At 69.0% G+C, this 23,913-nt stretch carries 20 protein-coding genes; 16 read left to right on the forward strand and 4 right to left on the reverse strand.

The window, feature by feature from the left end; genetic code table 11:
* Positions 1 to 3: 3 nt before the first annotated feature.
* The 3 genes from KHC19_RS10090 to KHC19_RS10100 form a co-directional block, all read right to left on the reverse strand.
* Positions 4 to 516: a tripartite tricarboxylate transporter TctB family protein gene (locus tag KHC19_RS10090; RefSeq protein WP_213352215.1), complete on the reverse strand. Its 513-nt coding sequence runs from the start codon at positions 514 to 516 to the stop codon at positions 4 to 6.
* A gap of 69 nt (positions 517 to 585) precedes the next feature.
* A complete protein-coding gene (locus KHC19_RS10095) occupies positions 586 to 1,521 on the reverse strand; it encodes a Bug family tripartite tricarboxylate transporter substrate binding protein (RefSeq protein WP_246548674.1) in 936 nt (311 codons plus the stop codon).
* Between the two features lie 219 nt (positions 1,522 to 1,740).
* Positions 1,741 to 4,713: an FAD-binding and (Fe-S)-binding domain-containing protein gene (locus KHC19_RS10100; protein WP_213352217.1), complete on the reverse strand. Its 2,973-nt coding sequence runs from the start codon at positions 4,711 to 4,713 to the stop codon at positions 1,741 to 1,743.
* A gap of 180 nt (positions 4,714 to 4,893) precedes the next feature.
* Between KHC19_RS10100 and KHC19_RS10105 the strand changes: the two genes are divergently transcribed.
* Positions 4,894 to 6,099 carry a pyridoxal-phosphate-dependent aminotransferase family protein gene (locus KHC19_RS10105; RefSeq protein ID WP_213352218.1) on the forward strand — a complete coding sequence of 402 codons (1,206 nt, stop codon included), beginning with the start codon at positions 4,894 to 4,896 and terminating at the stop codon, positions 6,097 to 6,099.
* 114 nt (positions 6,100 to 6,213) lie between these two features.
* Positions 6,214 to 6,900, forward strand: coding sequence for a GntR family transcriptional regulator (locus KHC19_RS10110; RefSeq protein ID WP_213352219.1), 687 nt, complete (start codon positions 6,214 to 6,216; stop codon positions 6,898 to 6,900).
* Between the two features lie 136 nt (positions 6,901 to 7,036).
* Here the strand turns inward: KHC19_RS10110 and KHC19_RS10115 are convergent, their stop codons facing one another.
* Positions 7,037 to 8,368 carry an MFS transporter gene (locus KHC19_RS10115; protein WP_213352220.1) on the reverse strand — a complete coding sequence of 444 codons (1,332 nt, stop codon included), beginning with the start codon at positions 8,366 to 8,368 and terminating at the stop codon, positions 7,037 to 7,039.
* Between the two features lie 214 nt (positions 8,369 to 8,582).
* On the opposite strand from KHC19_RS10115, the gene cyoA reads away from it, so the two are divergent.
* The 14 genes from cyoA to KHC19_RS10185 all read left to right on the forward strand — a co-directional run bounded on the left by cyoA (position 8,583) and on the right by KHC19_RS10185 (position 23,911).
* Positions 8,583 to 9,797 (forward strand): ubiquinol oxidase subunit II, encoded by a 1,215-nt coding sequence (cyoA, locus tag KHC19_RS10120; RefSeq protein WP_213352221.1) that lies wholly within the window; start codon positions 8,583 to 8,585, stop codon positions 9,795 to 9,797.
* 9 nt (positions 9,798 to 9,806) lie between these two features.
* Positions 9,807 to 11,819: a cytochrome o ubiquinol oxidase subunit I gene (gene cyoB / locus KHC19_RS10125; RefSeq protein WP_213352222.1), complete on the forward strand. Its 2,013-nt coding sequence runs from the start codon at positions 9,807 to 9,809 to the stop codon at positions 11,817 to 11,819.
* Positions 11,816 to 12,442 carry a cytochrome o ubiquinol oxidase subunit III gene (gene cyoC / locus KHC19_RS10130; RefSeq protein ID WP_213352223.1) on the forward strand — a complete coding sequence of 209 codons (627 nt, stop codon included), beginning with the start codon at positions 11,816 to 11,818 and terminating at the stop codon, positions 12,440 to 12,442. Before cyoB ends, cyoC begins: the two co-directional genes overlap by 4 nt.
* Entirely contained in the window at positions 12,439 to 12,825 is a 387-nt protein-coding gene (gene cyoD, locus KHC19_RS10135) for a cytochrome o ubiquinol oxidase subunit IV (RefSeq protein ID WP_213352224.1), read from the forward strand. Before cyoC ends, cyoD begins: the two co-directional genes overlap by 4 nt.
* Positions 12,822 to 13,574 carry an SURF1 family protein gene (locus KHC19_RS10140; RefSeq protein ID WP_213352225.1) on the forward strand — a complete coding sequence of 251 codons (753 nt, stop codon included), beginning with the start codon at positions 12,822 to 12,824 and terminating at the stop codon, positions 13,572 to 13,574. The genes cyoD and KHC19_RS10140 overlap by 4 nt, the downstream gene beginning before the upstream one ends.
* Positions 13,571 to 14,842 (forward strand): ATP-binding protein, encoded by a 1,272-nt coding sequence (locus tag KHC19_RS10145; protein ID WP_213352226.1) that lies wholly within the window; start codon positions 13,571 to 13,573, stop codon positions 14,840 to 14,842. Before KHC19_RS10140 ends, KHC19_RS10145 begins: the two co-directional genes overlap by 4 nt.
* A gap of 3 nt (positions 14,843 to 14,845) precedes the next feature.
* Positions 14,846 to 15,424, forward strand: a complete 579-nt coding sequence (locus KHC19_RS10150) for a response regulator transcription factor (protein ID WP_378295624.1) — start codon at positions 14,846 to 14,848, stop codon at positions 15,422 to 15,424.
* Between the two features lie 119 nt (positions 15,425 to 15,543).
* On the forward strand, positions 15,544 to 17,157 hold the full coding sequence (locus KHC19_RS10155; RefSeq protein WP_213352227.1) for a methyl-accepting chemotaxis protein: 1,614 nt from the start codon (positions 15,544 to 15,546) through the stop codon (positions 17,155 to 17,157).
* A gap of 16 nt (positions 17,158 to 17,173) precedes the next feature.
* A complete protein-coding gene (locus tag KHC19_RS10160) occupies positions 17,174 to 17,638 on the forward strand; it encodes a chemotaxis protein CheW (RefSeq protein WP_213352228.1) in 465 nt (154 codons plus the stop codon).
* Positions 17,635 to 18,933, forward strand: a complete 1,299-nt coding sequence (locus KHC19_RS10165; protein WP_246548621.1) for a CheR family methyltransferase — start codon at positions 17,635 to 17,637, stop codon at positions 18,931 to 18,933. Before KHC19_RS10160 ends, KHC19_RS10165 begins: the two co-directional genes overlap by 4 nt.
* Entirely contained in the window at positions 18,930 to 19,574 is a 645-nt protein-coding gene (locus tag KHC19_RS10170) for a chemotaxis protein CheW (RefSeq protein WP_213352229.1), read from the forward strand. The genes KHC19_RS10165 and KHC19_RS10170 overlap by 4 nt, the downstream gene beginning before the upstream one ends.
* Complete coding sequence (locus KHC19_RS10175; RefSeq protein ID WP_213352230.1) at positions 19,571 to 21,844, forward strand: hybrid sensor histidine kinase/response regulator; 2,274 nt, start codon at positions 19,571 to 19,573, stop codon at positions 21,842 to 21,844. Before KHC19_RS10170 ends, KHC19_RS10175 begins: the two co-directional genes overlap by 4 nt.
* Before the next feature lie 31 nt (positions 21,845 to 21,875).
* The gene (gene cheB / locus KHC19_RS10180) at positions 21,876 to 22,901 is read left to right on the forward strand and encodes a chemotaxis response regulator protein-glutamate methylesterase (RefSeq protein WP_213352231.1); all 1,026 of its coding nucleotides are present in this window, start codon (positions 21,876 to 21,878) and stop codon (positions 22,899 to 22,901) included.
* A complete protein-coding gene (locus KHC19_RS10185; RefSeq protein ID WP_213352232.1) occupies positions 22,898 to 23,911 on the forward strand; it encodes a diguanylate cyclase in 1,014 nt (337 codons plus the stop codon). Before cheB ends, KHC19_RS10185 begins: the two co-directional genes overlap by 4 nt.
* The last annotated feature ends 2 nt before the right edge of the window (positions 23,912 to 23,913 follow it).

Here is a 23,913-nt window from a genome sequence, read left to right on the forward strand (position 1 = left end):
CCGTCAGAAGCCGAAGGCCGCTTCGAGCGGACCCTTGGGCATGAGCACGTTGAACTGGACGTCGAAGACGTAGAACATCAGCGCCGAGAACACGAAGCCGGTGAGCAGCGATTTCCAGACCGCCAGCCTGCCGACGAACACCATGAAGGCGGCGATGAAGACGAAGCTCGCCACATAGAGCCCGATAAGCTGCACCAGCAGCACGAAGCCGATCGTGGGCAGGAACACCCGCAGCACCCGTCCGAAGGCGGAGCGGCCGACGAAGATCTCCTCGCGCAGTTCCTCGCTGCGCAGCGCCGCCGCGATGCCCCACAGGCTGGCGCCGCCGAGCAGCACCGCCAGATAGAAGGGGAAGTAGCCGGGCTGCGGCCCGTCCGGCGCCCAGCCGGCGCCGAGGCGCCAATTGTCCCAGCCGAGGAAGATCGCCAGGCACAGGAGCAGCGCCATCACCGCCAGCTCGACGCTGCGCGTCGATACCAGGGCGGGATCGAGGTCCGCGTGCGGTCCATCCGACATCGGTAGTCTCCAGAAGAGGTCGTGAGCGGACGTGCCGGCGCCGAGCGCGCCGGCACGCGGAGGATCGCGTCAGTTGGTGGCGACGAAGCCCGACTGGGTCATCAGGTCCTTGTAGAGGGCCTCGTCCTTCTCCAGGAACTTTACCATCTCCGCTCCCTTGAGATCGGAGGGCTTCAGCGCCTGCTTCTCGAGATAGTCCTTGAACTCCGTCGTCTGCACGAGCTTGCCCAGCAGGTCCTGGTAGAAGGCGACCTGATCGGGCGTCACGCCCGAGGGCAGGAACACGCCGCGCAGCATGATCCACTGGAAGTCGATGCCCTGCGACTTGCAGGTGGGGATGTCCTTCCAGGACTGGTCGGCGGTCACCTTGGCCGGGTAGTTCATCGGCTCGGTGTCGAACACGCACAGTGCCCGCACCTGCCCGGCGCGCCACACCGCGACGTTCTCCGAGGGGTTGTTGACGTTGACCTTGATGTGGTCGCCGACCAGCTGGGTCGCCGCCTCGCCGCCGGACTTGTAGGGGATGTAGCTGAACTTCACCCCGGCGATGCGCTCCACCGCGGCGGCGAGGATATGGTCCTCGCGCTTGGAGCCGGTGCCGCCGAGCTTGAAGGCGCCGGCCGGCTCCTTCTTCACCGCCTCGACGAAATCCTGCGTGGTCTTGTAGGGCGAGCCGGCATTCACCCACAGCACGAAATTGTCGAAGGCGAGGATGCTGACCGGGGTGAGCTTGCGCCAGTCGAAGGGCAGCTTGTTGGCCAGCGGCAGCGTGTAGATGGCCGAGTTGGAGATGACCATCTTGTAGGGGTCGCCGGCGCTGGCCAGCATGTCCATCAGCCCCTCGCCGCCATTGGCGCCGCCCTTCAGCGTCACCACGATCGGGGTGGGCGAGAGTTTGTTGTTCTGGATGGCGGCCTGCATCATGCGCGCCATCTGGTCGGAGGCGCCGCCGGCGCCGGCCGGCACGATGATCTCGATCGGCTTGGTCGGCTGCCAGGCCGCCATGGCCGGGGCGCCGATGCCGAGGCAGGCGGTGACGCAGGCGGTCAGCAGGGCGGCGCGTTTGGCAACGAAGCTCTTGAGCATGCGACGTTTCCTCTCTTGTTCGGGGGCCCGATGGCGTCGGGGCGGCCCAGGCGTTTCCTCAGTTTTTTTGAGTTTTGCATTCATAATGCAAATGCATGACAGGAGGCGCAAGCACGTTTTGACCGGTTCGAAACTTTCCTATTCCGCGGCCTCCAGTCGCTGTTCCCGCCGGGCCCGGGCTGCCGTCACGCTCGCCGCCAGCACCCGGACGACGTGGACGGCCTCGCGTGCGGCGCCGTCATGGATCTGGTGGCGACAGGAGGTGCCGTCAGCGACGACGAGCGCGTCGGCGGGCGCCTTGCGCACCGCCGGCAGCAGCGACAGCTCGGCCATGGCGAGCGAGGTGTCGATGGTTTCAGTGTGATAGCCGAAGGCGCCGGCCATGCCGCAGCAACTCGATTCCACCACCTCGACGGCGAGACCCGGCACCAGCCGCAGCGCCTTCTCCACCGCGCCCATGGCGCCGAAGGACTTCTGGTGGCAGTGGCCGTGCAGCAGCGCGGTGTCGGCCACCGACGCCAGAGGCAGCTGGAAGCGGCCGGCATCGATCTCGCGGGCGATGAATTCCTCGATCAGCAGCGCATGGGCGGCGAGGCGCTGCGCCGGCTCGCCCGGCAGCATCGCCGGCAATTCGTCGCGGAAGGCCAGCAGGCAGCTCGGCTCCAACCCGATGACAGGGACGCCGCGTTCCACGAAGGGCGCGTAGGTGTCGATCACCCGCGCCGCCTCGGCCCGCGCCTCGTCGACGAGGCCGGCGGAGAGGAAGGTCCGCCCACAGCAGAGCGGTTGCGACCGGCCGTCCACCGGCCGCGGCAGATGCACGCGATAGCCGGCGGCGGTGAGCACGGTGAGCGCGGCGTCGAGGTTCTCGCTTTCGAACCAGCGGTTGAAGGTGTCGGCGAACAGCACCACCTCGCGTCCATCCACCGGACCGACGGCGAGCGCGTCCTCGCGGAAGCCGTCCGAGCGCCAGCGCGGCAGGCTGCGCCGGGCGCTGAACTGCGCCAGCTTTTCCGACAGTTTCGCGGCGCCCGGCAGCCGGTCGCGCAGGTTCATCAGCCACGGCACGCGGGCGGCGAGCCCGGCATAGCGCGGCAGATAGGCGACGAGGCGCTGATGCAGGTCGATGCCCCTGGACTTCGCCCGCGCGGCCAGCGCCTCGATCTTCATCCTGGCCATGTCGACGCCGGTCGGGCATTCGCGCCGGCAGCCCTTGCAGGAGACGCACAGCTTCAGCGTCTCCATCATCTCGTCGGAGGCGAGCGCATCGGGGCCGAGCCGGCCGGAAATGGCGAGGCGCAGCGTGTTGGCGCGTCCGCGCGTCACGTCCCGCTCGTTGCGGGTGACGCGGTAGCTCGGGCACATCACGCCGCCCGCCGCCTTGCGGCAGGCGCCGTTGTTGTTGCACATCTCGATGGCGCCCTGCAGGCCGCCGCCCTCGCCGGAATAGCCGGTCCAGTCGAGCACGGCGCGGATCGGCTCCACCTTGTAGTCGGGCGCGTAGCGGAACAGCGAGCGGTCGTCGAATTTCGGCGCCCGGACGATCTTGCCGGGATTGTAGAAGCCGGCCGGATCGAAGCGGTCCTTCACCGCCTCGAAGGCCCGCACCAGCCGCGAGCCGAACATCGCCTCGTGGAACTCCGAGCGGACGATGCCGTCGCCATGCTCGCCGGAATGCGAGCCTTTGTAGTCGCGCACCATGGCGAAGGCGTCCTCGGCGATGGCCCGCATCGCCTTCACGTCCTTCTCCTGCCGCAGGTTCAGCACCGGGCGGACATGCAGGCAGCCCTCGGAGGCGTGGGCGTACCAGGTGCCGCGGGTGCCGTGCTTCTCGAACACCTGCGTCAGCCGCGCCGTGTAGTCGGCGAGATGCTCCAGCGGCACCGCGCAGTCCTCGACGAAGGAGACCGGCTTTCCCGCCTGCTTCATCGACATCATGATGTTGAGGCCGGAGGTGCGCACATCGGCGATGGCGGCCTGCAGCCCGGCCTCGCGCACCGGCACCACGCCGCCCCAGCGGGCGCCGTCGCGGTCCCAGCCGAAGCCGAGATCGCCCATGGTGTCGGCGAGCAGCTTCAGCCGCCGCTCGTTCTCCGCCTCGTCCTCGGCGAATTCGACCAGCAGGATCGCTTCCGGCCGGCCCTGAACGAACTGCTTCAACGTTGCCTGGAACATCGGGATCTCGCTGGCCAGCGCCAGCAGGGTGGAATCCACCAGCTCCACCGCGATGGGCTTGAGCTTGACGAGATGCTGCGCCGCGTCCATCGCCGCGTAGAAGCTGCCGAAATGGCAGGCGCCGATCACCTTCTTGCCGATCAGCGGCCAGAGCTTGAGCTCGACCCGGGTGGAATAGGCGAGCGTGCCCTCCGAGCCGACGAGGATATGGGCGAGGTTGGTGCCGCGCTCGTCCGGCACCAGCGCGTCGAGATTGTAGCCGCCGACCCGGCGCTGCACCTGCGGGAAGCGGGCCGCCACCTCGCCGGCCTCGCGCCGGCCGATGTCGAGGAGGTCGCGCGCCAGCGGTGCCAGCGGCGAATCCACCGGCAGGCCGGCAAGGTTGTGGTCCACCGGCCCGAAATGCCCCGGCGTGCCGTCCGCCAGGACCGCGTCGATGGACAGCACATTGTCGCGCATGGTGCCGTAGCGCAGCGAGCGGCCGCCGCAGCTGTTGTTGCCGGCCATGCCGCCAATGGTGGCGCGCGAGGCGGTCGACACGTCCACCGGGAACCACAGGCCGTGCGGCTTCAGCGCCCGGTTGAGATCGTCGAGCACGACGCCCGGCTCGACGACGCAGCGCCGGCCCTCGACATCGAGCTCGACGATGCGGTTGAGATGCTTCGAGCCGTCGACGATCAGCGATTGGTTGATGGTCTGGCCGCATTGCGAGGTGCCGCCGCCGCGCGCGGTGACGGGGATGCCCTCGGCGCGGGCCAGCGCGATGGCGCGCTCGGCCTCTTCCACCGTGCGCGGCACCACCACGCCCACGGGCATGATCTGGTAGAAGGAGGCATCCGTGGCGTAGCGCCCGCGATTGAAGCGGTCGAACCACACATCTCCCGATAGTTCCGCCTTCAGGCGCCGTTCCAGTCCCGGCGCCAGCCGTGCCGTCATGGTGCTCGCTCCCAGCTACCGCGCTCTTCATGTCGCGAACGACATCGGCGGGCTTGACTGCATTCTGCATTCATAATTCATTTGCGCAAGAGGTCACGGATCGGGAAGCTCGGTTCCCGCCGGTTGGGAAGGACGGCCGAAGGCGCGGGGACCGCCGCGCGGCCAAGGGAGAACACGCCGATGTCCAGCAATGCCGCCCGTGTCGCGGGTCGCCATTTCCTGCAGATTCCCGGCCCGACGCCGGTGCCGGACCGCATCCTGCGGGCCATGGACATGCCGACCATCGATCACCGCGGGCCGGAGTTCCAGAAGCTCGGCAAGCGGGTGCTGGAGGGCATGAAGACGGTCTTCAAGACCGAGAATCCGGTGATCATCTACCCCGCCTCGGGCACCGGGGCGTGGGAGGCGGCGCTCGCCAACGTGCTGTCGCCGGGCGACAAGGTGCTGATGTTCGAGACCGGCCACTTCGCCACGCTGTGGAAGAACATGGCGCTGAAGCTCGGGCTCAAGCCGGAGTTCATCGCCTCCGACTGGCGCATCGGCGCCGATGCCGACGCCATCGAGGCGCGGCTGCGCGAGGACAGGAACCACGAGTTCAAGGCGGTCTGCGTCGTCCATAACGAGACCTCGACCGGCTGCATCTCGCGCATCGACGAGGTGCGCCGGGCCATCGACGCCGCCGGCCACCCGGCGCTGCTGATGGTGGACACCATCTCCTCGCTGGCCTCGATCGACTTCCGCCACGACGAATGGGGCGTCGACGTCACCGTCTCCGGCTCGCAGAAGGGGCTGATGCTGCCGCCGGGCCTCTCCTTCAACGCGGTTTCCGACAAGGCGCTCAAGGCGGCCAAGGCCTCGACCGCGCCGAAGCTGTTCTGGTCGTGGGAGGAGATGCTGCCGCACAACGCCAAGGGCTTCTTCCCCTACACGCCCGGCACCAACCTGCTCTACGGCCTCGCCGAAGCCATCGACATGCTGCACGAGGAGGGGCTCGGCAACGTCTTCGCCCGCCACGATCGCCATGCCGAGGCGACGCGCCGCGCCGTGCGCGCCTGGGGCCTCGAGGTGCTGTGCCGCGACCCGAAATACTATTCCTCCTCGCTCACCGCGGTGCTGATGCCGGAGGGCCACGACGCCGACGCCTTCCGCGAGAAGACGCTCGACCATTTCGACATGTCGCTGGGCACCGGCCTCACCAAGCTCGCCGGGCGGGTGTTCCGCATCGGCCATCTCGGCGATACCAACGATCTCACCATCCTCGGTGCGCTGTCGGGGGTGGAGATGGGGCTGTCGGTGGCCGGGGTGCCGCACAAGAAGGGCGGCGTCCAGGCCGCCATGGACTATCTCACCGAATGTGCGGTAAAGCCGCTGCAGGCGGCCGCGTAGGCCGCAGGGGCCCGGCCGGCATCCTTTCGCGCAACTTGCGAAATTCGCCGGCCGGGGCAATTTAGAAGCGAACCGCCTCATCCGCTTTGCGGGACATCGAGAGTAGATCGTCGCATGGCGCTGTCCGAAACCGCCATCATTCCGCGCCGCAGCCTGCATCACGAGCTGGCCTCCCAGTTGCGCGACATGATGGTGCGCGGCGATCTCAAGGCCGGCGACAAGATCAACGAGCAGGCGCTGTGCCAGCGCTTCGGCGTGTCGCGCACGCCCTTGCGCGAGGCGCTCAAGGTGCTGGCCAATGACGGGCTGGTGATCCTTCTGCCCAATCGCGGCGCCAGCGTCGCCCGCATCAATCCCGGCGAGATCGACGAGCTCTTCCCGATCATGGGCGCGATGGAAGCGCTCGCCGGCGAGGCCGCCTGCGCCCGCGTCACCGATGCCGAGATCGCCGGCGTGCAGGCGCTGCATGACGAGATGCTGGCCTTCTACCGGGCGGGCGACCCGGCCGGCTATCTCCGGCTCAACCGCCGGATCCACGAAAGCTTCTTCGAGATCGCCGGCAACACCTCGCTCACCCAGCTCTATCAGACGCTGATGGTGCGCATCCACGCCGTCCGCTTCACCGCCCAGAAGTCCATGGAGCGCTGGCGCGAGGCGGTCGAGGACCACGAGGCGATGATGGCCGCCCTCAAGGCCCGCGACGGCGTGCGCCTCGGCACCATCCTGAAGGAGCACCTGCGCCACAAGGCGGCGATGGTGCACGAGGCCCTCGACCAGCTGGATTCCCGGGCCGCCGAATAGCGATCCGGCCCGCCATCCGGCACTCACAGCGGCATCGTCATCCCGAATGGAAAAAGGCTCCCGGCGAGGTCCGCCGGGAGCCTTTGTTCATGAGGGATGGGCCCGTGGACCGGCGCGTTCCCGCCGGCACCGGGGCTCAGTCGCCGGAGGTCGCCATCTCGATGCGCTTGTTGAAGCGCAGGGCGAGCAGCGTGCACACCGCGCCGGAAAGCAGGTAGGCGCCAGCGGCCAGCAGGCCGAAATTCGAGGCCAGCAGCAGCGCCGCCAGCGGCGCGAAGCCGGCACCGAACAGCCAGGCGAAGTCGTTGGTCAGCGCCGAGGCGGTGTAGCGGTATTTCGGCGCGAAGTTCGAGGCGACGACGCCCGAGGACTGGCCGAAGGAGATGCCGAGCAGGATGAAGGCGAGGATCATGAAGATCGATTCGCCGACGAAGCCGCCGCTCAGCAATTGCGGGGCGAAGCCGGAGAACACGGCGATCGCCGCCGCCGAGCCGCCGAGCAGGTTACGCCGGCCGATCCGGTCGGCGATCACGCCCGAGACGAACACCGATACCAGGCCGCAAAGAGCGGCGATGGCCTCGATGATCAGGAAGTGGGTCGGCCCCTCGGTGGTGAACAGGAACACCCAGGACAGCGGGAACACCGTCACCATGTGGAACAGCGCGAAGGTGGCGAGCGGCGCGAAGGCGCCGACAAGGATGCCCTTGCCCTCAGCGCGCAGCGTGTCGGAGACGCGGGCCGGCTGCAGGTCGCCGCGCTTGAACAGCTCGACATAGTCGGGCGTCACCGCCATGCGCAGGCGGGCGAACAGCGCCACCACGTTGATGGCGAAGGCGACGAAGAACGGGTAGCGCCAGCCCCAGCTGAAGAAGTCCTCGGCCGAGAGGTTGCCGAGGAAATAGGCGAACAGCGCGCTCGCCACGATGAGGCCGATGGGCGCGCCGAGCTGCGGCAGCGCGGCATAGAAGCCGCGGCGCTGCGCCGGCGCGTTGATGGCGAGCAGCGGAGCGAGGCCGTCCCAGGTGCCGCCCCAGGCGAGGCCCTGGCCGACACGGAAGGCGGCGAGCAGCCAGATCACCAGCGTGCCGAGCGTGTCGTAGCCGGGCAGGAAGGCGATGGCGACGGTGGAGGTACCGAGCAGGAACAGCGCCACGGTCAGCTTGGCGCTGCGCCCGTAGCGGCGGTCGATCGCCATGAACAGCGCGGTGCCGAAGGGGCGGGCGATGAAGGCGAGCGCGAAGATGGCGAAGGAGTAGAGCGTGCCGGTCAGCGGATCGACGAAGGGGAAGATCAGCTTGGGGAACACCACCACCGAGGCGATGGCGTAGACGAAGAAGTCGAAGAATTCCGAGGCGCGGCCGATCACCACGCCGACCGCGATTTCGCCCGGGTCGACCTCGCCGTCCCGGTGGCCGTCGGCATGGATTTGCCGCGCGTCGCGTTCAAGGGTCGACGTGGGAAGCGCCATCGTTCTCACTCAGATTCAGAACTGGACAAGGACTATAGTATCATAGGTTGGTGGCGACGGGCCGCGAGGCTTGCCGGACCACACGGTGTCGTTATTGCGTGCGATGCAGCAAGTCGGCATTGGACAAATTGTCCAATAGCCCCTTTGCTGCACCGCAGCTACCCGTTCGCCGTTTGGCAACGCCATTTTGGCAAGAACCATAGCAGGTTTCCCATTGCGCCGCCTCCGTCTCCTCGCCCTGCTCCCGCTGCTGGCCGCCCTTGGCGGCTGCAAATTCGAGGTGCTGGCCCCCACCGGTGATATCGCAGCGCAGCAGCGCGATCTCCTGGTGATCTCGGTCCTCCTGATGCTCATCATCATCATCCCGGTGATGGCGCTGACCGCCTTCTTCGCCTGGAAGTACCGGCAGTCGAACAGCGAGGCGCGCTACGAGCCCGACTGGCACCATTCCACCCAGCTGGAGCTGGTGATCTGGGCGGCGCCGCTGCTCATCATCATCTGCTTGGGCGCCATGACCTGGATGGGCACGCATCTGCTCGATCCCTACCGGCCGCTGGACCGCATCGGCTCGCGCACCGTGGTCGCCGCCGCCGACAAGCCGCTGGTGGTGAACGTCGTCGCGCTCGACTGGAAGTGGCTGTTCATCTATCCCGAGCAGGGGGTGGCGACGGTCAACGAGCTGGCGGTGCCGGTCGACCGGCCGATCCACTTCCAGATCACCGCCTCTTCGGTGATGAACGCCTTCTACGTGCCGACGCTGGCGGGGATGATCTACGCCATGCCGGCGATGAAGACCCAGCTGCACGCGGTGGCCAACCAGCGCGTCGAATCGCGCGGCTTCTCGGCCAATTACAGCGGCGCCGGCTTCTCCAAGATGTTCTTCGCCTTCCGGGCGATGTCGGATTCGGAATTCGATTCCTGGGTCCGCGAGGCCAAGGGCAGCACGGAATCGCTGACCCGCCAGGCCTATCTCGAACTCGAGAAGCCCAGCGAGGCGGTGCCGGCGACCTTCTTCAACGATGTCGATCCGACCCTGTTCGACGCCATCCTCAACCTGTGCGTCGAGCCCGGCAAGATGTGCATGAAGGAGATGATGGCGATCGACGCCAAGGGCGGCGCCGGCCTCGAGAGCGCCTCCGCCAACCTGCTGCCGCTGATGCACGACAAGCACGCCCGACGCGGCACCGTTTTCGGCGGCGCCCCGTCCTATGTGGTCGGCATCTGCACGCCGGAGGAGCTCGCCACCGCGCTCACCCTCTCGGCGGCGGACACCTCCGCGGCGGCGTCCCATCGCGCCGACAGCGCGCCGGTCTCCGGCGCTGGCCTGCCGATCCCCGGCTTCTCCCCGGCGCTGCTGCCCGCCTTCACGTCGCCCCTTCTGCCGACGAGCGAGGCCGATATCGGTCCGCGCCGGCCTTCCAACAGCTGACGGCCCGCCATGACAGAATCTCCCATCGTCCAATCGACCTTCCTGCTGGGCCGCTTCAACCTGCAGGCCATCCCCTATCACGAGCCGATCCTGGTCTTCACCTTCATCGGCGTCGCCATCGGCGGCGCCGCGGTGCTGGGCGCGCTCACCTATTTCCGCCTCTGGGGCTATCTGTGGCGCGAGTGGTTCACCTCGGTGGACCACAAGAAGATCGGCATCATGTACATGGTGCTCGGCCTCATCATGTTCATCCGCGGCTTCGCCGACGCCATCATGATGCGCCTGCAGCAGGCCTGGGCCTTCGGCGGCTCCGAGGGCTACCTGCCCGCCCATCACTATGATCAGGTCTTCTCCGCCCACGGCGTGATCATGATCTTCTTCGCGGCCATGCCGTTCGTGACCGGGCTGATGAACTATGTCGTGCCGCTGCAGATCGGCGCCCGCGACGTGTCCTTCCCCTTCCTGAACAATTTCTCGTTCTGGATGACGGTGTCGGGCGCGGCGCTGGTCATGACCTCGCTGTTCGTCGGCGAGTTCGCGCAGACCGGCTGGCTCGCCTATCCGCCGCTGTCGGGCATCGCCTACAGCCCCTATGTCGGCGTCGACTATTACATATGGGCATTGCAGATCGCCGGCGTGGGAACCACGCTGTCGGGCATCAACCTCATCTGTACCATCGTGAAGATGCGGGCCCCCGGCATGGACATGATGAAGATGCCGGTCTTCACCTGGACCTCGCTCTGCACCAACGTGCTGATCGTCGCCTCCTTCCCGATCCTCACCGCCACGCTGGCGCTGCTGACCGCCGACCGCTACCTCGGCACCAACTTCTTCACGAACGATCTCGGCGGCAACCCGATGATGTACGTGAACCTGATCTGGATCTGGGGCCACCCGGAGGTCTACATCCTCATCCTGCCGGCCTTCGGCATCTTCTCCGAGGTCACCTCGACCTTCTCCGGCAAGAAGCTGTTCGGCTACACCTCGATGGTCTACGCCACGGTGGTCATCACCATCCTGTCGTATCTCGTCTGGCTGCACCACTTCTTCACCATGGGCTCCGGCGCCAGCGTGAACTCGTTCTTCGGGATCACGACCATGATCATCTCGATCCCGACGGGCGCGAAGATGTTCAACTGGCTGTTCACCATGTATCGCGGCCGCATCCGCTTCGAGCTGCCGATGATGTACACGGTGGCGTTCATGCTGATCTTCGTGATCGGCGGCATGACCGGCGTCATGCTCGCGGTGCCGCCCGCCGACTTCGTGCTGCACAACTCGCTGTTCCTGATCGCCCACTTCCACAACGTGATCATCGGCGGCGTGGTGTTCGGCGTGTTCGCCGGCATCGCCTTCTGGTGGCCCAAGGCGTTCGGCTTTAAGCTGGATCCGTTCTGGGGCAAGATGTCGTTCTGGTTCTGGGTGGTCGGCTTCTTCTTCGCCTTCATGCCGCTCTACGTGCTCGGGCTGATGGGCGTCACCCGCCGCCTGCGCGTGTTCGACGATCCCTCGCTGCACATCTGGTTCATCATCGCGGCCTTCGGCGCGGCGCTCATCGCCTGCGGCATCGCCTCCTTCATGATCCAGATCGGCGTGAGCATCCTGAAGCGCGACAAGCTGCGCGACACCACCGGCGATCCGTGGAACGCCCGCACGCTGGAATGGGCGACCTCCTCGCCGCCGCCGGACTACAACTTCGCCTTCACCCCCGTCGTGCACGACTCCGATGCCTGGTGGGACATGAAGCAGCGCGGCTATGTCCGTCCGCTGTCGGGCTTCAAGCCGATCCACATGCCCAGGAACTCCGGTACCGGCCCGGTTCTCGCGGGGATCAGCTTCGTGCTCGGTTTCGCGCTGATCTGGTACATCTGGTGGCTGGCGGCGGTGAGCTTCGTGGCGCTGCTGGCGGTCGCGATCCACCACACCTTCAACTACGACCGCGACTTCGACATTCCCGCCGAGGACGTCGTCCGTACCGAGGAGGAGCGCACCCGCCTCCTCGCCGCGCAGGTGAACGCATGAGCACGACCGTGACCGCCACGAGCGAGGCGCCCGTCTTCTACGAGGTCGACGAGCACCCGCATCCCGAAGGCCACAGCACCGCGCTGGGCTTCTGGATCTACCTGATGAGCGACTGCCTCATCTTCGCGATCCTGTTCGCCACCTTCGGCGTGCTCGGCGGCAACTACGCCGCCGGGCCGGGGCCGCGCGACCTGTTCGACCTGAATCTGGTGGCGCTCAACACCACCATGCTGCTCCTGTCCTCCATCACCTATGGCTTCGCCATGCTGGCGATGGACAAGGAGCGGGTGAAGGCGACGCAGGTCTGGCTGGTGATCACCGGCCTGTTCGGCCTCGCCTTCCTGTCGATCGAGCTCTACGAGTTCCACCACATGATCGCCGAGGGGGCGGGGCCGCAGCGCAGCGCTTTCCTCTCCGCCTTCTTCACGCTCGTGGGCACCCACGGCCTGCACGTCACCTTCGGCATCATCTGGCTGGTGACGCTGTTGGTGCAGGTGCAGAAGCGCGGCCTGATCCTCGCCAACAAGCGTCGGCTGATGTGCCTCTCCATGTTCTGGCACTTCCTCGACGTGGTGTGGATCGGCGTGTTCACCTTCGTCTATCTTCTGGGGATGCTGCGATGAGCGCGAACGCCCACAACGACGCCCACGGGCACGACGTCCATCACGAGCTCGGCGTCGCCCACGGCTCCATGCGCAGCTACATGACCGGCTTCATCCTGTCGGTCATCCTCACCGCCGTGCCGTTCTGGCTGGTGATGAGCGGCAAGATCGGCAACCCGACCTGGACCGCCGCCATCGTCATGGCCTTCGCGGTGGTGCAGATCGTGGTGCACATGATCTACTTCCTGCACATGAACTTTAAGTCGGAAGGCGGCTGGAACATGCTGGCGCTGGTGTTCACCCTCATCGTGGTGGGCATCGCCATGGCCGGCTCGCTCTGGGTCATGTACCACCTCAACACCAACATGATGCCCGGCGCCCACGACATGAGGCAGATGCTATGAGCCTTCCGCCCCTGCGGGCGGACGAGCATGCGAGGCCGCAGGCGGGAAAGAGGGTCGCCCTCCTTCTCGCCTGCTGCGTTATGGCCACCCTGTTCGCCGGCCTCGGCGCCTGGCAGGTGCAGCGCCTCTTCTGGAAGCTCGACCTCATCGAGCGGGTGGAGGCGCGCATCCACGCCGATCCGGCGGAGGCGCCGGCCACCGCTTCCGCCGCCGACGAATACCGGCGGGTGCGGCTCGCCGGGCATTTCCTCAACGACCGCGAGACGCTGGTGCAGGCCGTCACCGAGCTCGGCGGCGGCTTCTGGGTGCTCACGCCGCTGGTGAGGGATGACGGCACCACCGTGCTGGTCAATCGCGGCTTCGTACCGCCGGACCGGCGCGATCCGGCGAGCCGCGCCGCCGGCCAGGTCGAGGCGCCGGTGGCGGTGGTCGGCCTGCTCCGCCTCACCGAGCCGGGCGGCGGCTTCCTGCGCCACAACGATCCGGCCGGGGAGCGCTGGTATTCCCGCGATGTCGCGGCCATCGCCGCCGCCCGCGGGCTCGCCGGGCCGGTGGCGCCCTATTTCGTCGATGCCGACGCGACCCCGGTGCCCGGCGGGATGCCGGTCGGCGGGCTCACCGTGGTGCGGTTCGCCAACAACCACTTCGTCTATGCGCTCACCTGGTTCGCGCTCGCCGGCATGTGCGTGGCGGCGGCGGTGTTCCTCCGGCGTCGCCCGGCCGGGGCGGGCGGGGTGCCGGCACCGTGAGCACGCCCGAGCGCGACACCGCCAACCGCGAGAACCTGTTCCTGCTGACGCAGCTGCGCTGGCTGGCGGTGGCGGGGCAGGTCGTCACCATCCTCATCGTCGACTTCGTCCTCGGCATCGACCTGCCGCTGCAGGAAATGGGGATGGTGCTGGCCTGCCTGGTGGCGCTCAATCTGGCGACGCTGGTCTATCACGAGCGGCGGATGGCGATCTCCGACACCGAGCTGCTGCTGGAGCTGCTGCTGGACGCGGCGGCGCTCACCATCCAGCTCTATCTCAGCGGCGGTGCCTCCAACCCCTTCGTCTCGCTCTATCTGCTGCAGGTGGCGCTCGGCGCCGTGCTGCTGCCGAGCTGGTCGGCCTGGGTGCTGGCGGGGGTGGTGTCCAGCGGCTTCGTCCTGCTGATGCGGACGTTCCGGCCGCTGCCGCTGTCGGAGGAGCTGCATGGCGACCTGTTCACCCTGCATATCGGCGGCACCTTCATCTGCTTCGTGCTGGCGGCGCTGCTGCTGGTGGCGTTCATCACCCGCATCGGCCGCAACCTGCGCGAGAGCGACGCCCGCCTCGCCAGCCTGCACCGCCAGCAGGCGGAGGAGGACCACATCGTGCGGATGGGCCTGCTGGCCTCCGGCGCGGCGCACGAGTTGGGCACGCCGCTCGCCACCGTCTCGGTGATCCTCAGCGACTGGCGGCGCATGCAGCTGCTGCGCGACCGGCCGGACCTCGCCGAGGACATCGCGGAGATGCAGCGCCAGCTCGACCGCTGCAAGGCGATCGTCTCCGGCATCCTGATGTCGTCGGGCGCGGCGCGCGGCGAGGGCACGCTGCGCACCACTGCGGCGGCCTATTTCGACGGCATGATGAGCGAGTGGCGGGCGCGGCGCTCGCCGTCCGCCTTCGACTACCGGCGCGAGCTCGCCGACGAGGAGGAGATCATCTCCGACGTCGCGCTCGAGCAGATCGTCTTCAACCTGCTCGACAATGCGGTGGAGGCGTCGCCGGAATGGGTCGGCGTGTCGGTGCGGCGACACGCCGATGTGATCGTGCTGGAGGTGCGGGACCGCGGTCCGGGCTTTACCAAGGACATGCTGGCCGCCTTCGGAACGCCCTACAATTCCACCAAGGGGAGGCCGGGCGGCGGCCTCGGCCTGTTCCTGGTGGTGAATGTCGTGCGCAAGCTGGGTGGACATGTGGAGGCGGTGAACGAGGCGGACGGCGCCCGCGTCACGCTGACCCTGCCGCTCGAAGCCCTCTCGGCGGAGGCCTGACAGATGACCGACCTTTCCCCGCAGCCGGACATGCCGGATACCGATGCGCCCCATCCCGACAAGCGCCTGCTGATCGTCGAGGACGACGCCTCCTTCGCCCGCGCGCTCACCCGCTCCTTCGAGCGGCGGGGCTACGAGGTGCGCGTCAGCCACAGCCTCGACGGCGTGGAGGCGGCGCTCGACGGCGCGTCCCCCGGCTATGCCGTGGTGGACCTGAAGCTCGCCGGCGGCTCCGGCCTCGAATGCGTGAAGATGCTGCATGCCCGCGATCCGGCGATGAAGATCGTGGTGCTCACCGGCTTCGCCAGCATCGCCACCGCGGTGGAGGCGATCAAGCTCGGCGCCTGCCACTATCTCGCCAAGCCGGCCAATACCGATGATATCGAGGGGGCCTTCGCGCGCGCCGACGGCGACACGTCCATCGCGGTGGCGGCGCGGCCCACCTCGCTGAAGACGCTGGAATGGGAAACCATCCACGAGACGCTGGTCGATACCGACTTCAACATCTCCGAGACGGCGCGGCGGCTCGGCCTGCACCGGCGCACGCTGGCCCGCAAGCTGGAAAAGAAGCAGCTGCCGTGACCTTGCGTCGCGAGGGAGCGGGCGACGGTTTCAACCCCGTGGAAACAAATCGTCGCTAGGATACCCCGATGCCCGGCCGCCGCGATGCGCGAGGCCGCCGGGACAGGGGGAACCGGACGATGAAGAACCTGACCATCCGCCAACGGGTTCTCGCGAGCTTTCTCGCCATTCTCGTGGTGCTTTCCGCCGTGGCCGGAGCATCCTTCTACTGGTTCACCCTGGCCGAGCGCGAGGCGGTGAAGGTGGAAACCAGCACCGTGCCCGCGCTGTCCTCCAGCCTCCGGCTGATGACCGCCTGGACGCGGGCGCAGAGCCTGCTGCGCGCGCTGGCGCTGGAAGACACCCCGGCCGGCCGCACCCAGGTGCTGGAGCGCATCAAGACCAATCGCGATACCGCGAACAAGCTGATGTCGGACTACGAGCAGACGCTCGACACCGAGCAGGACCGCCGCAATTTCGCGGCGTTCCGCGAGGCGATCGCCCGCTATGACCGGCTGCAGGAAGCGGCGCTCGGCCAGTCCGAGAGCGAGCTGCGCGCCACCATCGTCCACGACCTCGCGCCGGCGCTCTCCCAGGTCCAGCAGGCGCTCGAGGAGACGGTGGCGTTCAACCAGCAGGAAGCCAACGATTCCACCGCCACCATCGTCAGTGTCGTGCGTCGCGCCGAGCTCGGGCTGGCCATCGGCTTCGTGGTCGCGCTGGGCCTGTCGGTGCTGTGCGGCTACCTGCTCTATCGCGCCGTGGTCGGGCCGCTCGGCCGGCTGCTGGCGATGGTCGGGCTGATGCGCACCGGCGACTTCTCCGAGCGGCTCCAGCTCGAGAACCGCGACGAATTTGCCACCCTGTCCGACGGCTTCAACGCCATGGCCGACGAACTCACGACGCTGATCGGGCAGGTGCAGCGCTCGGGCATCCAGGTCAACACCTCGATCACCGAGATCGCCGCCACCTCGCGGGAGCAGCAGGCGACGGCCGGCGAGATCGCCGCCACCACCACCGAGATCGGCGCCACCGCCAAGGAAATCTCCGCCACCTCGCGCGAGCTCGTCCACACCATGGGCGAGGTGTCCGGCGTCGCCGAGCAGACCGCGACGCTGGCGGGCGGCGGCCAAGCCGGCCTCGCCCGCATGGAGGCGACCATGCGCCACGTCATGGAGGCGGCCGGCGCCATCAACGCCAAGCTGGCGGTGCTGTCCGAGAAGGCCGGCAACATCAACCAGATGGTCACCACCATCACCAAGGTGGCGGATCAGACCAACCTCCTGTCGCTGAACGCCGCCATCGAGGCGGAGAAGGCCGGCCAGTACGGGCGCGGCTTCGCGGTGGTCGCCACCGAGATCCGCCGCCTCGCCGACCAGACCGCCACCTCCACCTACGACATCGAGCAGATGGTCAAGGACATCCAGTCGGCGGTCGCCGCCGGCGTGATGGGCATGGACAAGTTTTCCGAGGAGGTCCGCCGCGGCATGACCGAGGTGCAGGAGGTCGGCGGCCAGCTGTCGCAGATCATCGCCCAGGTGCAGGGGCTGGTGCCGCGCTTCGAGGACGTCAACGAGGGCATGCAGGCGCAGGCCACCGGCGCCGAGCAGATCAGCGAGGCGCTGGCCCAGCTCAGCGAGGCGGCGCAGCAGACGGTGGAATCGCTGCAGCAGTCGACGCTGGCGATCGACGAGCTCAACCAGGTTTCCTCGGGATTGCGCAACTCGATCTCGCGGTTCAAGCTCCGGGCATGACGGCGAGGAAGGCTCGATGCTGTTCCTGATGTTCCGCATCGGCAGGGATCGCTACGTCCTCGACGTCGAGCAGGTCGAGCAGGTGCTGCCGCTCATGGCGGCCAAGTCGCTGCCCGGCGCGCCGCCCGGCATGGCCGGGCTGATCAATTATCGCGGCGAGCCCGTGCCGCTGATCGACCTCAGCCAGCTCGCGACCGGCCGCCCCGCCGCGCCGGTGATGAGCACGCGCATCATTCTGGTGCGCTATCCCGCGCCCGGGGAGGGCGCCCATCGCCTCGCGCTCTGCGCCGAGCAGGTGATCGACACCGTCCAGCGCGATCCCGACGCCTTCGTTGCCACCGGCGTCGAGGCCGGCATGCCGGACTGGCTCGGCCCCGTCGCCGCCGATGCCGGCGGCTTCGTCCAGTGGGTGCGGGCGCCGGCGCTGCTGACCGACGAGATCCGCGCCATCCTGTTCCACCCGGCGGGGGTGGAGGCATGATCCTCGACGATGTCGAGCAATTGCTGCACGAGCGCATCGGCCTCGATGCCGGCACCGTCGGCGCCTCGGGGCTCAACTATGCGCTGAAGCAGCGCATGGCGGCCTGCGGCGTCGCCGATCCGTCGGCCTATTGGCAGCGGCTCCTCGCGGCGCCGCCGGAGCTGCAGGAGCTCATCAACGCCGTCATCGTCCCGGAAACCTGGTTCTTCCGCGATCCCGGCGCCTTCGCGGCGATGACGCGGCAGGCGCTGGCGATGCGCGGTCCGGCCGGCGCGGCGCGGGGGCGCCCGCTGCGCCTCGTCAGCCTGCCCTGCTCGACCGGCGAAGAGCCCTATTCCATCGCCATGGCGCTGTTCGATGCCGGCCTCGCCGCGCCGGACTTCGTCATCGATGCCGTCGACGTCTCCACCCGCAACCTCGCCGCCGCCGCGCACGCCGTCTATGGCCGCAATTCGTTCCGCGGCCGCGATCTCGATTTTCGCGACCGGCATTTCAAGCCGGTCGAGGGCGGCTACCGCCCGCAGGCGGAAATCCGCCGCCAGGTGCGGTTCCGTTACGGCAATCTGCTGGATCCGGTGCCGGCCGACGCCGAGCCCTATGACGTGGTGTTCTGCCGCAACCTGTTGATCTATTTCGACCGCGAGACCCAGCAGCGCGCGCTCGCCACGCTGCACCGGATGCTGGCGCCGCACGGCGTGCTGCTGGTGGGGGCCGGCGAGGCGGGGTTGCCGCTGGCGCGGGGCTTCGCCTCGCTGCGGCTGCCGATGGCCTTCGCCTTCGTGAAGCAGGCCGCCGGCGAGCGCCACAACGAGCCGGCCCGGCTTCCTGCCGGCGTGCCGGCCCTGCACCTGCCGCCGTCCCGTCCCGCGCCCGCCCCGCCGCTGCGCACGCGCATGCCGGCCCGCCCGGCACCCGCACGCCCGACAGTGACCTCCCCGGCGGCGGCACCGCTACGCGCGGTCCCGCCGCGCGAGGCGGCGGGCGACAGTCTCGGCGCCATCGAGCGGGCGGCGAATGAAGGGCGCCTCGGGGAAGCGCGGCAGGCGGTGCGCCGGCATCTCGATGCCTTCGGCCCCTCGGCGGCGGCGTTCTATCTGCTCGGCCTCGCCTGCGATGCCGAAGGCGCGGGCGAGGAGGCCGTCGAGGCCTATCGCAAGGCGCTCTATCTGGCGCCGGACCACCGCGAGGCGATGGCGCATCTGGCGCTGCTGCTGCGCCAGCGCGGCGACGCCGCCGGGGCGAAGGCGCTCGGCGAGCGGCTGCGGCGGCTCGAAAAGAGGAGTGAGCACCGATGAGCGCCGGAGCCGGAGACGGATCGTCCGATCGTCCGGGACCTGCCGCGGCGCCGCGGCAGGAGGCGGTCGGCCGCCTGCTCGACCGTGCCTTGCCGCCGGGCTACCGGGAGGAGTGGGCCCGCTATTTCGCGCAGGCCGCCGATGCGTTGGGCGGGGAAGCCGCCGCCCGCGAAGGGAGCGGGGAGCGCCGGCTTCTCGTCTTCCGCCTCGCCGACGAGTGGCTGGCGCTTCCCGCCACCCTGGTGCAGGAGATCACCGAGCCGCGTCCCCGCCGCAGCCTGCCGCACCGGCGCGGCGAACTGGTGCTGGGGATCGTCAACATCCGCGGGGAATTGCTGGTCGAGGTCTCGCTCGCCGCGCTCATCGGCGTCGGCGAGCCGGCGGGCGCCGCGACGCAGGCCCGCCTCGCCGCCTTCGCGCGGCTGGTGGTGATCGGCCGCGACGGCCGCCGGGTGGCCTTCCGCGTCGACGAGGTGCATGGCCTCCACCAGCACGCGGCGCGCGATCTGGTCGAGCTGCCGGCGACGATCGGCAAGTCGGCGTCGAGCTTCGCGACCTCGATGGTCGCCTGGCAGGGCCGCATGCTCGGACGCCTCGACGGCGGGCTCCTTCTCGACGCCATCGACCGGGGCATCGCATGAGCACGCCGGATTATGGCAGCTTCTCCATGCTCGACCTGTTCCGGGCCGAGCTCGACATGCAGTCGCAGGCGCTGACCGCCAGCCTGCTGGCGCTGGAGCGCAACCCGGTCGCCGCCGGCGAGCTCGAGGCGGCGATGCGGGCGGCGCATTCGCTGAAGGGCGCGGCGCGGATCGTCGAGCTGATGCCGGCGGTGCAGGTGGCCCACGCCATGGAGGAATGCCTCGTCGCGGCGCAGAACGGGCGGCTGCGGTTGCGGCAGGAACATATCGACGCCTTGCTCCGGGGCGTGGACCTGCTCGGCGCCGTCGCCACGGACGAGGCGGCGGCGGGGGCCGCCGGACCGCAGGTCGCCGCTTTCCTGGAAGGTTTGGAGGCGGCCTCCCGCGCCGCGCCGCCCGAGGCGGAGCCGGCCGCGGCGGTGGAGCCGGCCGCCGATGTATCCGTTGCGGCCGAGCCGCCTGCCGCAGCGGCGGCGGGGCTGCCGGCGGCTACGGGTGCGGGGGAAGCGCCGGCCGCCGGCGCCGAGCGCATGATCCGCATCACCGCCCAGAGCATGACGCGGCTATTGGGCCTCGCCGGCGAATCCCTGATCGAGGCCCGGCGCCTGCGGCCCTTCGCCGACAGCCTGCAGCGGCTGCGGCGTCACCATGCCGAGCTCGCCCGCGCGCTCGACGGTGCCCGCGCCGGCCTGCCGCCGGAGGCGGAGGACGGGCCCGCCGCCCAGGCGCTCGCCACCGCCCGGGCGGTGCTGGGCGAGAGCCGCGACTTTCTCGCCGCGCGGCTCGCCGAACTCGATTCCATCGACCGGCGCGGCACCGATCTCGCCAATCGCCTCTATGCCGAGACGCTGGAGAGCCGCATGCGTCCCTTCGAGGACGGCGTGCGTGGCTATTCGCGCACCGTGCGCGACCTCAGCCGCGCGCTGGGCAAGCAGGCGCGCCTCGCCATCGTCGGCGGTTCCAGCGGCATCGACCGCGACATTCTCGACCAGCTCGACGCCCCGCTCGGCCATCTGCTGCGCAACGCCATCGATCACGGGCTGGAGACGCCGGAGGAGCGCCGCGCCGCCGGCAAGCCGGAGGAAGGGCTGGTCCGCCTCGAAGCCCGCCATGCCGCCGGTCTGCTGCAGATCATCGTCGCCGATGACGGGCGCGGCATCGATCTCGACGGGCTGCGCCGCGCGGTGGTGGCGCGCCAGCTGATCGCCGCCGAGGCCGCCGACCGCCTCAGCGAGGAGGAATTGCTGGAATTCCTGTTCCTGCCGGGCTTCTCGATGAAGGCGGCGGTGAGCGACGTCTCCGGGCGCGGCGTCGGGCTCGACGCGGTGCAGAACACGGTCAAGGAGGTGCGCGGGCGGGTCAGCGTCGCCACGCGGCCGGGCGAGGGCACCCGCTTCCTGCTCGAGCTGCCCTTGACGCTCTCGGTGATCCGCACCCTGCTGGTCGAGGTGGATGGCGAGCCTTACGCCCTGCCGCTGGCCGGCATCGCCCGCACGCTCAAGCTGCCGCGCGAGGCGGTCGAGACGCTGGAAGGGCGGCCGCATTTCCGCTTCGGCGACCGCTCGGTCGGGTTGATCACCGCCCATGAGATCCTGGAGCGCGGCACGGCGCAGCCGGATGCGCCCGAGCTGTCCGTGGTGGTCATCGGCCAGGGGGAGGGCACCTACGGGCTGGTCGTCGACCGTTTCCTCGGCGGGCGCGAGCTGGTGGTGCGCCCGCTCGATCCGCGGCTCGGCAAAATCCGGGACATCAGTGCCGCGGCGCTGATGGAGGACGGCTCGCCGGTGCTGATCGTCGACATGGACGACCTGCTGCAGTCGGCCGACAAGCTCGCCATGGCCGGCGCCTTCCGCAGCCTGAAGCGCCATGCCGCCGCCGCGGTGCAGAGCCGGCGCAAGCGGGTGCTGGTGGTCGACGATTCGCTCACCGTGCGCGAACTGGAGCGCAAGCTGCTCGACCAGCACGGCTATGCCGTGGAGATCGCCGTCGACGGCATGGATGGCTGGAACGCCGTGCGCTCCGAGGCGTTCGACCTCGTCGTCACCGATGTCGACATGCCGCGCATGGACGGCATCGAGCTGGTGACGCTGATCCGGCGCGACCCGCGTCTCAACCGGCTGCCGGTGATGATCGTGTCCTACAAGGACCGCGAGGAGGATCGGCGCCGCGGCCTCGATGCCGGCGCGGATTATTATCTGACCAAGAGCAGCTTCCACGACGAGACCCTCATCCATGCCGTCGGGGATCTGATCGGCGCGGCGGTGGAGTGAGGCGGATGGCGGGCATCGGGCGGGCGGGGACATGAGGATCGGCATCGTCAACGACCTGCCGCTGGCGGCCGAGGTGCTGCGGCGGGCGGTCGCCTCGGCCCCGGAGCACGAGGTGGCGTGGATCGCGTCCAACGGGCGCGAGGCGGTGGAAGCCTGCCGGCGCGACCTGCCCGATCTGGTGCTGATGGATCTCGTCATGCCGGAGATGGACGGCGTCGAGGCCACGCGCCGCATCATGGGCGAGACGCCGTGCCCGATCCTTCTGGTCATCGCCAGCGTCGACGGCAACATTCCCGGCGTCTACGAGGCGATGGGCCATGGCGCGCTCGACGCCGTCGACATTCCCTCGGTGAACATCGCCGACGACATGTCGATCCAGGCCGATGTGCTTTTGAGCAAGATCGCCACCATCGGCAAGCTGGTCGGCGACGGCCGCCCGTCCCGCCCGCCCGGCGCATCGAGCCCGTCCGCGATGCCGCCGCTGGTGGCCATCGGCGCCTCGGCCGGCGGGCCGGCGGCGGTGGCGGCGCTGCTCGGCGGGCTGCCGGGCGATTTCCCGGCCGCGCTGGTCCTCGTCCAGCATGTGGACGCCAAGTTCGTCCCGGGCCTGGCCTCCTGGCTCGGCCAGCACACGACGCTGACGGTGCGCCCGGCGCTGGAGGGCGACCGGCCGGAAGTCGGCACGGTGCTGATCGCCGCCTCCGCCGACCACCTCGCCCTCACCGCCTCCGGCACCCTCGCCTATACGCCGGAGCCGCTCGCCTATCCCTATCGCCCCTCGGTGGACGTCTTCTTCAAGAGCGTCGCGCGGTTCTGGCGGGGGGAGGTGGCCGGTGTGCTGCTCACCGGCATGGGACGCGACGGGGCCGTCGGGCTGAAGATGCTGCGCGACGCGCATCACCTGACGATTGCCCAGGACAAGGCGAGCAGCGCGGTCTACGGCATGCCCAAGGCCGCCGCGGCGATCGGGGCGGCCGCCGAGATTCTCCCCCTCGACCAGATCCCCGGCCGCCTGATAGGTACGTTCGGGCGTTCAATGACGGGCATGCCATCATGAGCAACACCGACACCTTCCCGGCCAGCGTGCCGCCGCTGGCGGAGACCTATCGCTCGCTGGTGCTGCTGGTCGACGACCAGGTGCTCATCTGCGAGGCGGTCCGGCGCGCGCTGCTGGGGGAAGGCGACATCGACCTCCATTACTGCACCAACGCCCATGAGGCGATCCGGGTGGCCGAGGAACTGAAGCCGACGGTCATCCTGCAGGACCTCGTCATGCCCGGCATCGACGGCCTCGCCCTGGTGCGCCACTATCGCGAGAATCCGGGCACCCACGCGGTGCCGGTCATCGTGCTGTCGGCCAAGGACGAGGCGGCGATCAAGAGCGCGGCGTTCCAGGCCGGCGCCAACGACTATCTCGTCAAGCTGCCGGACCGCGTCGAGCTGATCGCCCGCATCCGCTACCACACCCGCGCCTATCTCGATCATCTCCAGCGCGACGCCGCCTATGCGGCGCTGCGCGAGAGCCAGCGCCAGCTGATGCAGGCCAATCTCGAGCTGGAGCGGCTCACCCGCATCGACGGGCTGACCGGTCTCGGCAACCGGCGCTATTTCGACGAATACATGCTGGCGGAATGGCGGCGCGCCGTGCGCGGCGAGCTGTCGCTGTCGGTGCTGATGATCGATGTCGACCGCTTCAAGGACTACAACGACACCTATGGCCATCTGGCGGGCGACGAGGTGCTGCGGCGGGTCGCCCATGCCATTCGCGGCGGCGCCAGCCGGCCCGGCGACCTTGCGGCGCGCTTCGGCGGCGAGGAGTTCGTCGTCGTCCTGCTGAACAGCGGCGCCGAGGAGGCGCGGGTCGCGGCCGAGCGGCTGGTGCAGAGCGTGCGCGACCTCGGCATCCCGCATGGCGAGGGGCGGGTCACGGTCAGCGTCGGCGCCGCCTCGATGCGGCCGCGGGGCGACACGCCGGATGCGATCATCACCGAGGCCGATCTTGCGCTGTTCCGCGCCAAGGCGACCGGCAAGGACCGCTACGAGCTGAGCGGACCGTCCGGCGGCTAGCT

The organism is Ancylobacter oerskovii (genome assembly GCF_018390555.1).
Classification (GTDB): domain Bacteria; phylum Pseudomonadota; class Alphaproteobacteria; order Rhizobiales; family Xanthobacteraceae; genus Ancylobacter; species Ancylobacter oerskovii.